This window comes from Achromobacter sp. CSND-B12 (assembly GCF_052906545.1).
The window spans coordinates 3,015,268-3,028,868 of the sequence record NZ_JBREGJ010000001.1 but is presented as its reverse complement, the minus strand read 5'-3'; the positions used below and the strand labels follow the sequence as shown (position 1 = coordinate 3,028,868).

Sequence of the window (13,601 nt, the reverse complement as noted above, 5' to 3'; positions counted from 1 at the left end):
AGAAGCAAAAAGGCCGCTGATTCGCATCAGCGGCCTTTTTTTTGCCCGCGCGGGGCATGGCGGCGCTATTTGGCGGCCTGGCTCTTGGCGCGCTGGAACACCGGGCCCCAGACCGGATGGCCGGCCTCGTTGGGCGCCAGTTCGAAGTTGGGGTCGATCTGCAGGATGCGGCTGAAGCTGTCCTCGCACAACTGCGCGTAGCGGCTGACGCAATAGCTGAACGCCTGCAGTTTGTAGGCCTCGATGCGTACGGCCTTGCTGGACGCGGCCAGCTCATCGGAACGGGCGACGCCGCGGATCACTTCACCGTAGTGGCCGGCGCTGTACTGGTCGCGCACCTGTTGTAGCTGCTCCAGCGCTTGCGGCGTGGGCGCGCGGTCGGGGGCGCTGGCGGGCAGGCCGGCACAGCCGGCCAGCACAAACGAGGATCCGAGCAGATTGCAAAGAAGGCGAATTTTCATAGGCTTTCAGCGAAGGGAGGAATTTGGCGATACGCTATCGTGCCACAGCCTGATGCGCTCGGACATTTTCGGCAATGTCCTTGCGTAACGGATTGGATAATATTCCGCCTATCAGCCGTTAACCCGTTTTCGCGCCCGTTGCGCAGTATTTTGAATATGTCTTCATCCGCCGGCCTGCATACGCCGCGCAGCCCTTTCTCAGGCGCCGCGCCGCTTGCCTTGCGCCCCTTGAGCGCCATCGCCGCCAGCGCGGCGGGCGGGGTGCCGGAGGCGCGCATCAAGCGGCTGCTGTCGGACCTGCTGCCCTCCCTGATGGGCCTGCATGCGCAGGGCGAAATATGTGGCGACATTTCGCTCGATACCGTCGGCATGGACGAAGGCGCGCGTGCTCACCTGCTGCCGGAATTGGCATTGCCGCGATCGCGCCGGACCGGGTTGACGCCGATCCCGGGCTTCGCGCCGTTCGAGCTGTATACGGACTCCGCCGAATGGCCGCGCGGTCCCTGGACCGACGTCTATGCGCTCTGTGCGGTGATGCACGCGCTGGTGATCGGCCTGCGGCCACCACCCGCGCCGGAACGCCGCGCCACCGACAGTTATGAGCCGTTGCTGTCCCTTGGCCTGACGAAGTACAGCCCGGCCTTTCTTGGCGCGATCGATCGCGGCCTGGCCATGCTGCCGGCTGACCGGCCGCAGACCCTGGCCGAGCTGGCCGCCATGCTCGACATCCCGGCCTATGCCGAGGCCGCGCCCGTCGCCCGCGAAGCGTCCCGGGCCGATGTCGCCGCGCCGGTCGCGCTTGCGGCACAAGAGGTGCGCAAGCCGCGCAATGCCGGCCGGCCGTTGCTGGTGCTGTTGCTCTTGGTGGCGCTGATCGGGGTGGGTATCTATGCCTGGGTCCGCCTGGGTATCGGAACGACGAATTCGCTCATCACCCGGTCCGAAGTGGTACAGCCCAATCCGCCTGCCGTGCCGCCCGTGCCGACCACGGCGCCAGCCGACCCGCCGGCTTCAACGGCGGCGCCAACTTCGACGCCGGCGCCCCAGCCCGCGCCGCCTGTCCCGGTGGCAGGCACGGCGCAGGGCAGCGCGCCGGAGGAGGCCCCCACAGGCGAACGTGGGGCCGCGGCCGCGACGCCCGCCGAGGCGCCCGTTGGCTCAGCTCCGCCAGCCCCGGCCAGTTCCGCCATGCCCACCGAGCCAGCATCCGCCGCCACGGCGCCGATCCCGGAAGCCGCCGCGCCGGCGCAGGACGAAGCACCCAAGCCCAAGCCGGTTCCCGTGCTGGTCCGCCTCAATATCCGGCCCTGGGGCGAGGTATGGATCAATGGCGTGGCCCGCGGCATCAGTCCGCCGGTCAAGGAACTGCGATTGATTCCCGGCAAGTATCAGGTGGTGCTGCGCAATGCCGATCTGCCGCCATACCGGACCACGCTGGAGGTCAGGCCGGGCAAGCCTGCCGTCATTTCCCACGTCTTTGAATAGCGCCCCGGGGCGGGGCGCCCTTGGCCTCAAGTCGCCGGCGCGTCCTCGGGCGCAACGGGCAACCGCAGCGTGAACACCGAACCTTTGCCGGCTTCGCTGGTGACTTCGACTTCGCCGCCATGGCGTTGCGCCACCGTGCGCACGAAGGCCAGTCCCAGGCCCGCTCCGCCGACGTCGCCACGCGAGGCCACCCCCACGCGTGAAAACGGCTCGAACAATCGCGCCAGGTCGTGTGCCGCGATGCCTTGCCCCTGGTCGCGCACGTGGATCCGCCAGAATCCCGCCGCCTGGTCGATGGCGCATTCGATGCGCGTCCCGGCCGGGCTGTACTTGATGGCGTTGTCGATCAGGTTGCACAGGGCCCGCATCAGCAGTGTCTGGTCGCCGCGCGCATAGGCGGCGGGCAGCGGCGCAGCCACCTCCAGCCGGATGCCGCGCTTGTGCGCCGCCGCCCAGAACTCGTCGACGCCGTCCTGCAGCAGGCTGCCCAGGTCCAGCTCCACCGCGTTGATGGCCATCGACTCGGCCCGCGTCAAATGCACGAAATCATCGACCAGGTGCAGCGTGCGGTTGGCCAGCGCGGCGATCCGGGTAAGCGTTTCATCCCCGCCATCCGTTGTCCCGCCGTCCTGCTTCATCTCCACCAGCGCCAGGATCGAACTCTGCGGCGCCCGCATGTCATGCGAGATGAAGCGCAGCGTTTCCTCGCGCTGGCGCTCGGCCTGGCGGATGCCGGAGATATCGGTCAACGTGGCGACGGTGCCGGCGAAATTGCCTTCGGCCGTATGGATCGGCGCGCATTTCAGGATCAGGTCGCGGCCGGCGTGATCGCGCACCTCCAGATCGGCAGTCCAGGGGGATTGCTCGGCGATCGGTCCCTGGCCGCTCAGTACTTGGGCGACGCGCTGGCGTGTCGATTCGTCGCCGATGGTCTTCTCGAGCAGGTGGACCGCCGGGTGCCCGACCCGCGGTGGCCGCATGCCCAGCCGCTGGAAATACATCACCGCTGCCTGGTTGCGGAATTGCATGCGGCCATCCTGGTCGAACACCAGCGTGGCGTCGGGCATGCCGTCCAGGCCGTCGGCCAGGAACCGCCGCAGGTTGCGCACGCGCGCGAGCGCGCGCCGCAATTCACCGACCCGGCTTTCGAGCGATGCGCTGGGGCCGCCGGATTGCGCCCGCGCTTCGTTAAGCACCGGCGGGTATTCGCGCTGCAGCCGGCGCAGTTCGTTGTCCATGTAGCGCAGCGCGGCTTCCTGGCTGCGCCAGCTCCACAGCGGGTAGCACAACGCCACGCCCACCAGCGCGGCGGTGGGCGCGAACCACAGATAGGTGTGGCCCAGCAGCAACAGGCTGACGAGCAGCACCAGGGCGAGCAGGGCGATGTTCACCAACAGCGCCAGGTTGGGCGACAAGCGCCATAGCGCCAGGCACGCCAGCAGCACGGGCAGGGCCGAATACAGCGCGTTCAGCCACGGGGCGGGCGGCTGGAAGGCGATGTCGTCGTTGGCCGCCTGCAGCAAATTGGCGATGATCTCCACGCCCGGCATGCCACTGACCTCGTGGGATACCGGCGTGGTGTACGCGTCGCCCAGGCCGGTGGCCCAAGCGCCCACCAGCACGTATTTGCCGCGCAGCTGCTCCGCTGGCACGTCGCCGCGCAGGACCGATAGATAGGACACGGCGCGGGTATGCGCCGCCGGGCCCGCATACGGAATCAGGATGCTGCCGTCCGCCCGGGCGCGCCGTAGCAGGCGTTGCGCCAGGTCCGCCTGCCCGCCCACGTCCAGCATGGTCAGCGCGAAATGCTGCCAGCGCTGGCCGGCGAAACGCGCCGTCAGGACCGCTGATCGCAGCACGCCATCGGCATCGAGGTTGGCGTTGATGAAGCCGCTGCCGGCTGCCGCCTGGGCCAGGGCGGGGATGGGGGCGCTGATCGACGTGGGATAGATCAGCCGGTCCAGTACCACCGGCAGCACCGTGCGGCCATTGCGCCGGATACTGTCGGCAAGGATGACGTCGTCACCGGGGTAGGTGGTGTCGGGTTCGGCGAAGATCAGGTCCAGTCCCACCGCGCGCGCGCCTTGCAGCCGGTCCAGCAGCGCCGCATGCACCGCCCGGCGCCAGGGCCAGCGCCCCAGCGCGTCGATGCTGCTGTCGTCGATCGCCACGATTACGATGTCGGGCGAGATATCGCGCCCCGTCAAGGCGACGGCGCGGTCATACAGGATCTGGTCGACGCGCCCCAGTCCATTGAACCAGCCGAGCAACGCCGCCAGCAGCGCCAGCGCCACCGTCAACCACAGGCCTGATCGCGAGGTCCGGTCGATGGGATCGGTGGCGTCTGGCATGGGCCCTAGTACTCGGTCAGGGTCACCAGTCCGCCGGTGCCGGTGGCGACCCCGAGGCCGCTGCTGGTCATGAGCTGGTTCACCCCGGTGAAAGTGGCCATGGCGTCGCGGCCGCCCAGGCCCAGTTCATCGACCGCGCGCACCGTCACGTAGAAGGTGCCCGGACCGGGGGCGCTGAAGCGGATGTCGGCAGTGGGAAAGCGGGTCGAGGACACCAGCTGCGTGCCATCGGCATCGCGCGCGACGCGCACCAGGTAGCTTCGCGCGCCGGGCACCGGTTCGAATGCGCTGGTCCAGGCGCCGCCGCCGGCACGCACGGGTTGGCCGAGTTGCGGCGCGGCCAGCAACTGCCGCACGCCCGAGACGTTGCCGTCCGCGCCGATGGCTGCGCCATAGCCCTTGGCCACCGACACGGGTTGCGCCGGCGCGGCGCCGGGCGCGTGCGGCTGCAGCCGCACGCTGCCTTCCAGCACTTCGCTGTGGACACCATGGCTGCCGCTTTGCACGCGGAAACGCGTGCCGCGCACTCCCGTGACGGCGACCGGCGTGCGAACTTCGAAACGGCCTACACCCTGGCCGGCCGGCGCGACACTCGATTCGACGCTGCCGCGCTCGACATGGATGACTGAATCGGTCAGGTTGGTGCCTTCGAACTGGCGCAGGCGCGTCAACTCGACCGCGCCGTCGGCCGGCAGCGTGAGCTTGGAGCCGTCGGCCAATTCCAGCGTCACGAAACCATTGGGCGCGGTCACGACCTTGCTGCCTTCGCTCACGCTCGCGCCGGGTTTGAGCGACTGTCCGTCGATGTTCGCCTGGCCACTGACATGCACCACGCGCGCGTCGGCGGCGCGTTCGGGGATCATCGACAACGGGATGCGCAGCTCCAGGCCGATGGGCAGGCGCTCGGGCGTGGTGACGCTGTTGAGCGTCTGCAGCGGACTCCAGTTGGCCTGATTGCGCGTGTAGGTGGAAGCGATGTCGATCAGCGTGTCGCCTTGGCGCACGCGATAGATGAAATTGTCTCCCAGCGCGCCAGCGGGCTGGCCATGCGAGGAAGTGGCGAGCAGCAGGCCGGAAAGCAGGGCAAGCAAAGAAAGCGCGCGGCAGCGGCTCATGACTTTCAAATCTCCAGGTAATGCCGCCAGGCGCTAACGCGTGGGGGGCGGGCTATCTTCAGGCGGACTCAGCAACTCCAGCCGGTAGCCGAGCGCGTAGGAAGAACTCAGGCGCACGCCATGTTCCGGGCGCAGCTGGAGCTTTTGCCGGATGTTCGACAGGTGGGTGTCGAGCGTGCGGGAGGTGGCTGGAATCTCGCGATTCCAGACGCATTCGGCCAGCACATCGCGCGACATGAGCCGGCCCAGGTTGCGAAAGAACAGCAACGCGAGCTCGAACTCCTTGGGCGCCAGCGCGACCTGCGCGCCATCGAGCGAGATCGCGCGCGCAGCGGGGTCGACGCGATAGCTGGCGACGTCGAACGGTTCGTCGGCAGGCTCGGCGATCTGGCTGCGGCGCAGCAACGCCGCGACGCGGGCCAGCAGTTCCAGCGGCCGCAGCGGCTTGACGATGTAGTCGTCGGCGCCGGCGCGCAGGCCTTCCACCAGGTCGTCCTCGCTGGACCGGTTGGTCAGGAAGATGACGGGAACGCGCGGGCCGATGTTGGCGCGCAACCAGCGCACCACATCGTCGCCGTCGATATCGGGCAGGTGCCAGTCCAGCAGCACCAGGTCAAACGTTTCATTGCGCAAAGCGGCAAGCAGGTCACGGCTTTGCTGATAACTGGTGCAGGTGTATCCGGCGGCAGTCAGGACTTGCTGGATACGTTTCGCCTGGTCCAGGTCGTCTTCCAGCGACGCGATTTTCATCAGACGTGGTCTCGCGAAGGTTGGCTGCGCAAGCGCGCCCTGTGGCGCCCTACTGCAAGAAGAAGAAAGGATTGTGTAATGGAATGATAACTCGCGTCACTGTTGGCTACGTTGTGCCAAGAACTGTCAAACATTGCAAACTTGACGAATCTTGACTGGAGTTGTTGCACAACAACGGGTCAAACTGTCCTCAACCTTCCTCCAACCGGCGCGGTCTGCCGGGCAAGGGGAGGCAGAAGGGATGGAAAGAACCTATGAATCAATTGCGCGTACTGATGATGTCGCCGGACGAGGCCGCACGTAACACCGCTGTGTCCGCACTGCTTCAAGCTGGAATTTCGGCCCGTGGCTGCTCGACTTCTCTGGAATTGTTCGGCCTGCTCAGCAATGGCACCTATGATGCCGTGGTGCTGAATGTGGGGACGCTTGGCGAGATCGGCTATGCCCTGGTCGCCCGCCTGCACGGCTCCTCGTCCCTGGGTATCGTGGTGATGGGGAACAATCTGTCCCTGGAAACCCGCCTGCGCTGTCTGCAGAGCGGCGCCGACGCCTGCCTGCCGCCGCCGCATGACCCAAGAGAGCTGGCCTGCATCCTGCTGGCGCTGGCCCGCCGCCTGCCGGCCGGCCAGGACGCCGCCGCGGCCGATGAACCCCTGCCTGGCCAATGGGAGCTGCGCGATCAGGGCTGGACCCTGGCGGCGCCCTCCGGCACCACGATTTCCCTGTCCGCCAACGAGCGGCTGATCGTGCGTTCGCTGCTGGAAGTGGCGGGCAGGGCGGTGGGCCGCAACGAGCTGGGTGACGAGCTGCGGGTGGAAGGGGGCGGTTCGCGCTCCAGCGGCACGCGCAGCATCGACGTCATCGTCAGCCGCCTGCGCCGCAAGGCCGAGCTGGCGGGTGTGATGTTGCCGATCCGCACGGTCTACGGCAGCGGATATCTGTTCGCCGATCAGTAAGCCGTCCGCATCGCCCGCCACCGGCTACCATTGCCGCCTGGCTCCCTGGCTCCCTGGCTCCCTGGCTCCCTGGCTCCCTGGACTCCTGGACCCCTGGACCCCTGGACCCCTGGACCCCGCGCTCGCGCCACGCGTCGCGTGCGGTTCGCGACCCCGTGCTATCCCGCACCGGCCGTTCCCGTCGGCGGTTGGTAATTTGGCCCCATTTTTGCCGACCTGGGCGCGAGTTGCGCCTATCTGGCCGTCTTTTGCCGGCAACACGCCCACGCGCCATGCGCGCAAAAGTTTTTGACAGTGCGCCAAGTTCTAAGCTATGCTAAAGGGCTTACTGCTTTATTCGCGCGCAAAGTTTGATGCCAGGGCGGCGACCATGTGTGGTCAAAGACGTGTGGTCAAAGCGCCAGGAAGACAGGTCCGGCCCTTCGTGCTAGCGAAGCGCCCAAGGCCAAAGGGGTGCGTCACGAGCCTCCGTCAACCGACGCTGCCGTCTCCCGAACATCAGGTTTGTGCGTTTGTCATGGTTTGTTGGCAAGCCCGCTCTTTTACGTATTTGAACGTTTGAGGCGGTTTTGCGCGAGCCGCCTTCTCCAAGAGTCCATTGCTCGAGGAGACGAGTACGTAAGTACTTACCCAGTGGTACGTAAAAGGGATTTCAAAGGTCATGCCTACCATTAGCCAACTCGTGCGCAAGCCGCGCGAAGTCAGCATCATCAAAAGCAAGAGCCCCGCGCTCGAAAACTGCCCGCAACGCCGCGGCGTGTGCACTCGCGTGTACACCACCACCCCCAAGAAGCCGAACTCCGCTCTGCGTAAGGTTGCCAAAGTGCGTCTGACCAACGGTTACGAAGTCATTTCGTACATCGGTGGTGAAGGCCACAACCTGCAAGAGCACTCGGTGGTTCTGGTGCGTGGCGGTCGTGTGAAGGACTTGCCCGGTGTGCGTTATCACATCGTGCGCGGTTCCCTCGACCTGCAAGGCGTCAAGGATCGCAAGCAAGCCCGCTCGAAGTACGGCGCCAAGCGCCCGAAGAAGGCCTAAGGGCTCGCAACGCGAGTCAGCAGTACCCCCGAGTGACGGCCATCCGTCATCAGGGAAGTGCAACCGCGCCAACCGCAATACAGGAAGGTGCGCGGCACGTAAGGGGTCGTCTTATTGGACGGCCATGGCCGTGTAATGAAACACGGTTCAACTGAACAGACACAAGGAAGCAACAATGCCCCGTCGTCGCGAAGTACCCAAGCGCGAGATTCTGCCCGATCCCAAGTTCGGCAGCGTCGAACTCGCCAAGTTCATGAACGTCGTCATGCTGGACGGCAAGAAGGCCGTCGCCGAGCGCATCGTCTACGGTGCCCTCGAGCAAGTCGCCACCAAGACCGGCAAGGAGCCGATCGAGGTGTTCAGCCTGGCGATCAACAACATCAAGCCGATCGTCGAAGTCAAGAGCCGCCGCGTTGGCGGTGCCAACTACCAAGTGCCGGTTGAAGTGCGCCCCGTGCGCCGCCTGGCCCTGGCTATGCGTTGGCTCCGTGAAGCCGCCAAGAAGCGTGGCGAGAAGTCGATGGATCTGCGCCTTGCTGGCGAACTGATCGACGCCTCCGAAGGTCGTGGCGCCGCGATGAAGAAGCGCGAAGACACGCACAAGATGGCCGAGGCCAACAAGGCCTTCAGCCATTTCCGCTGGTAATTTAAGGACTAACCCACCATGGCCCGCAAAACCCCGATCGAGCGCTATCGCAACATTGGCATCTCTGCGCACATCGATGCAGGGAAAACCACCACGACCGAACGTATCCTGTTCTACACCGGCGTCAATCACAAGATTGGCGAAGTGCATGATGGCGCCGCCACCATGGACTGGATGGAACAAGAGCAAGAGCGTGGCATCACCATTACGTCGGCTGCTACGACGGCGTTTTGGCGTGGCATGGCCGGCAACTACCCCGAGCATCGCATCAACATCATCGACACCCCGGGGCACGTGGACTTCACCATCGAGGTGGAACGTTCCATGCGCGTCCTGGACGGTGCCTGCATGGTCTACTGCGCGGTGGGTGGTGTTCAGCCCCAGTCCGAAACCGTGTGGCGCCAAGCCAACAAGTACGGCGTGCCGCGTCTGGCGTTCGTCAACAAGATGGACCGTACCGGCGCGAACTTCTTCAAGGTCTATGACCAGTTGAAGACGCGTCTGCGCGCGAACCCCGTGCCCATCGTGATCCCCATCGGCGCCGAAGACACGTTCCAAGGCGTGATCGACCTGGTCAAGATGAAGGCGATCATCTGGGACGAAGCCAGCCAAGGCACCAAGTTCGACTACAAGGACATTCCGGCCGAGCTGGAAGGTACCGCTGCCGAATGGCGTGAAAAGCTGGTTGAAGCCGCCGCCGAGTCGTCGGAAGAGCTGATGAACAAGTACCTGGAAACGGGTTCCTTGGACGAAGCCGAAATCAACCTGGCCATCCGTCAACGCACCATCGCTGGCGAAATCCAGCCGATGCTGTGCGGCACCGCCTTCAAGAACAAGGGCGTGCAGCGCATGCTGGACGCGGTCATCGACTACCTGCCTTCGCCCGTGGACATTCCCCCGGTCGACGGCCAGGACGACGATGGCAACGCCATCAACCGCAAGGCTGACGACAACGAGAAGTTCTCGGCGCTGGCGTTCAAGCTGATGAGCGATCCGTTCGTGGGTCAGTTGACCTTCGTGCGCGTCTACTCGGGCGTCCTGAAGTCGGGCGATACGGTCTACAACCCCATCAAGGGCAAGAAGGAACGTATCGGCCGCATCCTGCAGATGCACGCGAACAACCGCGAGGAAATCAAGGAAGTTCTGGCCGGCGACATCGCCGCCGTGGTGGGCCTGAAGGACGTGACGACCGGCGAAACGCTGTGCGATGTCGATTCGCACATCCTGCTGGAGCGCATGGAGTTCCCCGAGCCCGTGATTTCGCAGGCCGTCGAACCCAAGTCGAAGGCCGACCAGGAAAAGATGGGCCTGGCGCTGTCGCGCCTGGCGCAGGAAGATCCGTCGTTCCGCGTGCGCAGCGACGAAGAATCCGGCCAGACCATCATTTCCGGCATGGGCGAGCTGCACCTGGAAATTCTGGTCGACCGCATGAAGCGCGAATTCGGCGTGGAAGCGAACGTCGGCAAGCCCCAGGTGGCCTACCGCGAAACCATCCGCAAGACCTGCGAAGAAGTCGAAGGCAAGTTCGTCAAGCAGTCGGGCGGTCGTGGTCAGTACGGTCACGTGGTCCTGAAGGTCGAACCGCTCCAGCCGGGCGGCGGCTACGAGTTCGTGGACGCCATCAAGGGCGGTGTGGTTCCTCGCGAATTCATCCCCGCGGTGGACAAGGGCATCCAGGAAACGCTGCCTGCCGGCATCCTGGCCGGTTACCCGGTCGTGGACGTCAAGGTCACGCTGTTCTTCGGTTCGTACCACGATGTGGACTCGAACGAAAACGCGTTCAAGATGGCCGGCTCGATGGCGTTCAAGGAAGGCATGCGCAAGGCCAGCCCCGTGCTGCTCGAACCGATGATGGCCGTTGAAGTCGAAACGCCCGAAGACTACGCCGGTACCGTGATGGGCGATCTGTCCTCGCGTCGCGGCATGGTCCAGGGCATGGACGACATGGTCGGTGGTGGCAAGACCATCAAGGCTGAAGTTCCGCTGGCCGAGATGTTCGGTTACGCCACGAACCTGCGTTCGCTGACGCAAGGTCGTGCCACGTACACGATGGAATTCAAGCATTACTCCGAGGCCCCCAAGAACGTCGCTGACGAAGTCATCGCCGCTCGGGCCAAGTAAATAACCCTCGCCGCGACCGCCCACAAGGCGGCGCGGCAAATATCGAAATTTCCTTGAAAGTCAAAGGATAGAGATCATGGCAAAAGGCAAGTTTGAACGCACCAAGCCGCACGTGAACGTCGGCACCATCGGTCACGTCGACCACGGCAAGACCACCCTGACGGCGGCGATCACGACCGTTCTGTCGACCAAATTCGGCGGCGAAGCCAAGGGCTACGACCAGATCGACGCGGCTCCTGAAGAAAAGGCTCGCGGCATCACGATCAACACGGCCCACGTCGAGTACGAAACGGAAACGCGCCACTACGCGCACGTTGACTGCCCGGGCCACGCTGACTACGTCAAGAACATGATCACGGGTGCCGCCCAGATGGACGGCGCGATCCTGGTCGTGTCGGCCGCTGACGGCCCGATGCCGCAAACGCGTGAACACATCCTGCTGAGCCGCCAGGTTGGCGTGCCGTACATCATCGTCTTCCTGAACAAGGCCGACATGGTTGACGACGCCGAGCTGCTCGAGCTGGTGGAAATGGAAGTTCGCGAACTGCTGAGCAAGTACGACTTCCCGGGCGACGACACCCCGATCGTGAAGGGTTCGGCCAAGCTGGCGCTGGAAGGCGACAAGGGCGAACTGGGCGAGCAAGCGATCCTGTCGCTGGCCCAAGCCCTGGACACCTACATCCCGACGCCCGAGCGTGCCGTTGACGGCGCGTTCCTGATGCCGGTCGAAGACGTGTTCTCGATCTCGGGTCGCGGCACCGTGGTGACCGGCCGTATCGAGCGCGGCGTGATCAAGGTCGGCGAAGAAATCGAAATCGTCGGTATCACCCCGACGGTCAAGACGACCTGCACCGGCGTGGAAATGTTCCGCAAGCTGCTGGACCAAGGTCAAGCCGGCGACAACGTGGGCATCCTGCTGCGCGGCACCAAGCGTGAAGACGTCCAGCGCGGCCAGGTTCTGGCCAAGCCGGGCTCGATCACCCCGCACACGGACTTCACCTCCGAGGTGTACATCCTGTCCAAGGAAGAAGGCGGCCGCCACACCCCGTTCTTCAACGGCTATCGTCCCCAGTTCTACTTCCGCACGACGGACGTGACCGGCACGATCGACCTGCCGGCCGACAAGGAAATGGTCCTGCCGGGCGACAACGTGACGATGACCGTCAAGCTGCTGGCCCCGATCGCCATGGAAGAAGGCCTGCGTTTCGCCATCCGTGAAGGCGGTCGTACCGTCGGCGCCGGCGTCGTCGCCAAGATCCTGAAGTAATCCGGATCACTTAAGCAGCACACAACCAGCGAGGGCCCATCAAAGCCCTCGCCTCTCGTTCTTTAGGAAACGCCATGAAAAACCAAAAGATCCGTATCCGCTTGAAGGCTTTCGATTACAAGCTGATCGATCAATCGGCCGCTGAAATCGTCGACACCGCCAAGCGTACGGGCGCCGTTGTCCGCGGCCCGGTGCCGCTGCCCACGCGTATCCGCCGTTACGACGTGCTGCGTTCGCCGCACGTCAACAAGACGTCGCGTGACCAGTTCGAAATCCGTACCCATCAGCGCCTGATGGACATCGTTGATCCCACCGACAAGACCGTTGACGCCCTGATGCGTCTGGACCTGCCGGCCGGCGTCGACGTCGAAATCGCGCTGCAGTAAGGCGCTGCCGGGTCCGCTACCTTCGCCGGTGGACTCGTGAAGAATGGCCGCAATCCCTCGGGACTGCGGCCATTTTGTTTTTGCGCCACAGCTTGGCGCGCTAGCAGCGGGCAGGGGCCCTTTTACGCTAAGTGCTTGTGCTGCCTGAAAAAAACGTGCTAATATGCCAAGCTTGCCATTTTGTGGCAGGTCTAACTATGGTGAAGGCGCGTGCAAACCCGGATTCCGGGGGTGTGCAACCCCGAGCCAGGTTGAACATAGTCGTAGGGCAAAGGCCGTTACCTTTTGCCTGATTAGCCCCGACCAATCGCAGTCGGGAATGGAGAAAACGATGTCGAATTCGACACCCACGCCCGCCGCTCACCGGCTGGGGCTGGTGGGTCGCAAGGTCGGCATGACCCGCATTTTTACCGAGGAAGGTGAATCCATCCCGGTGACCGTGCTGGACGTGTCGAACAACCGCGTGACCCAAGTTAAGTCGCTGGAAACCGACGGCTACGCCGCGATCCAGGTGGCTTATGGCACTCGTCGTGCCTCGCGCGTGCCGCAAGCACAGACGGGCCACTACGCCAAGGCCGGCGCTGAAGCCGGTAGCATCCTCAAGGAATTCCGCCTCGATCCCGCCCGCGCCGCCGAATTTTCGGCCGGTGCCGTGATCGCCGTGGAATCGGTGTTCGAAGCCGGCCAACAGGTCGACGTCACGGGCACCACGATTGGTAAGGGCTTTGCCGGTACCATCAAGCGCCACAACTTCGGCTCGCAACGCGCCTCGCACGGTAACTCCCGTTCGCACCGCGTTCCCGGCTCGATCGGTCAAGCTCAGGATCCGGGCCGTATTTTCCCGGGTAAGCGCATGGCGGGTCACCTGGGTGATGTCACCCGCACCGTTCAAAACCTCGACGTCGTTCGCGTTGACGTGGAGCGCGGCCTGCTGCTGGTCAAGGGCGCTGTCCCCGGCCACGCTGGCGCCGATATCGTCGTGCGTCCGGCCATCAAGGCCCCGGCCAAGAAGGGAGCGTAAGTA

At 64.7% G+C, this 13,601-nt stretch carries 12 protein-coding genes; 8 read left to right on the top strand and 4 right to left on the bottom strand.

All coding sequences use genetic code 11. The features are described 5' to 3' along the window. Positions 1 to 65: 65 nt before the first annotated feature. Positions 66 to 461, bottom strand: a complete 396-nt coding sequence (locus tag ACUTAG_RS14265) for a TssQ family T6SS-associated lipoprotein (RefSeq protein WP_026385095.1) — start codon at positions 459 to 461, stop codon at positions 66 to 68. 156 nt (positions 462 to 617) lie between these two features. Here ACUTAG_RS14265 and ACUTAG_RS14260 point away from each other — a divergent pair, with 156 nt between their 5' ends. Further along, on the top strand, positions 618 to 1,946 hold the full coding sequence (locus ACUTAG_RS14260) for a serine/threonine protein kinase (RefSeq protein ID WP_148319526.1): 1,329 nt from the start codon (positions 618 to 620) through the stop codon (positions 1,944 to 1,946). A 26-nt stretch (positions 1,947 to 1,972) separates the two neighbouring features. Here the strand turns inward: ACUTAG_RS14260 and ACUTAG_RS14255 are convergent, their stop codons facing one another. The 3 genes from ACUTAG_RS14255 to ACUTAG_RS14245 are packed head-to-tail and all read right to left on the bottom strand — an operon-like array spanning position 1,973 to position 6,162. Beyond that, a complete protein-coding gene (locus ACUTAG_RS14255; protein WP_020925812.1) occupies positions 1,973 to 4,297 on the bottom strand; it encodes a CHASE2 domain-containing protein in 2,325 nt (774 codons plus the stop codon). A gap of 5 nt (positions 4,298 to 4,302) precedes the next feature. Further along, a complete protein-coding gene (locus ACUTAG_RS14250; RefSeq protein ID WP_148319528.1) occupies positions 4,303 to 5,412 on the bottom strand; it encodes a FecR domain-containing protein in 1,110 nt (369 codons plus the stop codon). Positions 5,413 to 5,445: 33 nt separating this feature from the next. Continuing rightward, positions 5,446 to 6,162: a response regulator transcription factor gene (locus ACUTAG_RS14245; RefSeq protein ID WP_006389598.1), complete on the bottom strand. Its 717-nt coding sequence runs from the start codon at positions 6,160 to 6,162 to the stop codon at positions 5,446 to 5,448. A 254-nt stretch (positions 6,163 to 6,416) separates the two neighbouring features. Between ACUTAG_RS14245 and ACUTAG_RS14240 the strand changes: the two genes are divergently transcribed. The 7 genes from ACUTAG_RS14240 (at position 6,417) to rplC (ending at position 13,598) form a co-directional block, all read left to right on the top strand. Next, positions 6,417 to 7,118 carry a response regulator transcription factor gene (locus tag ACUTAG_RS14240; RefSeq protein WP_006389599.1) on the top strand — a complete coding sequence of 234 codons (702 nt, stop codon included), beginning with the start codon at positions 6,417 to 6,419 and terminating at the stop codon, positions 7,116 to 7,118. Positions 7,119 to 7,779: 661 nt separating this feature from the next. Next, positions 7,780 to 8,157 (top strand): 30S ribosomal protein S12, encoded by a 378-nt coding sequence (rpsL, locus tag ACUTAG_RS14235; RefSeq protein WP_005017264.1) that lies wholly within the window; start codon positions 7,780 to 7,782, stop codon positions 8,155 to 8,157. Between the two features lie 175 nt (positions 8,158 to 8,332). Next, the gene (gene rpsG, locus ACUTAG_RS14230) at positions 8,333 to 8,803 is read left to right on the top strand and encodes a 30S ribosomal protein S7 (protein ID WP_006389600.1); all 471 of its coding nucleotides are present in this window, start codon (positions 8,333 to 8,335) and stop codon (positions 8,801 to 8,803) included. Between the two features lie 18 nt (positions 8,804 to 8,821). After that, entirely contained in the window at positions 8,822 to 10,924 is a 2,103-nt protein-coding gene (gene fusA, locus ACUTAG_RS14225; RefSeq protein WP_020925816.1) for an elongation factor G, read from the top strand. 76 nt (positions 10,925 to 11,000) lie between these two features. Next, positions 11,001 to 12,191: an elongation factor Tu gene (gene tuf, locus ACUTAG_RS14220; protein WP_020925806.1), complete on the top strand. Its 1,191-nt coding sequence runs from the start codon at positions 11,001 to 11,003 to the stop codon at positions 12,189 to 12,191. A gap of 74 nt (positions 12,192 to 12,265) precedes the next feature. Further along, on the top strand, positions 12,266 to 12,577 hold the full coding sequence (rpsJ, locus tag ACUTAG_RS14215) for a 30S ribosomal protein S10 (protein ID WP_003806903.1): 312 nt from the start codon (positions 12,266 to 12,268) through the stop codon (positions 12,575 to 12,577). A gap of 331 nt (positions 12,578 to 12,908) precedes the next feature. Continuing rightward, a complete protein-coding gene (gene rplC, locus ACUTAG_RS14210) occupies positions 12,909 to 13,598 on the top strand; it encodes a 50S ribosomal protein L3 (RefSeq protein WP_006389604.1) in 690 nt (229 codons plus the stop codon). Positions 13,599 to 13,601: the final 3 nt, after the last annotated feature.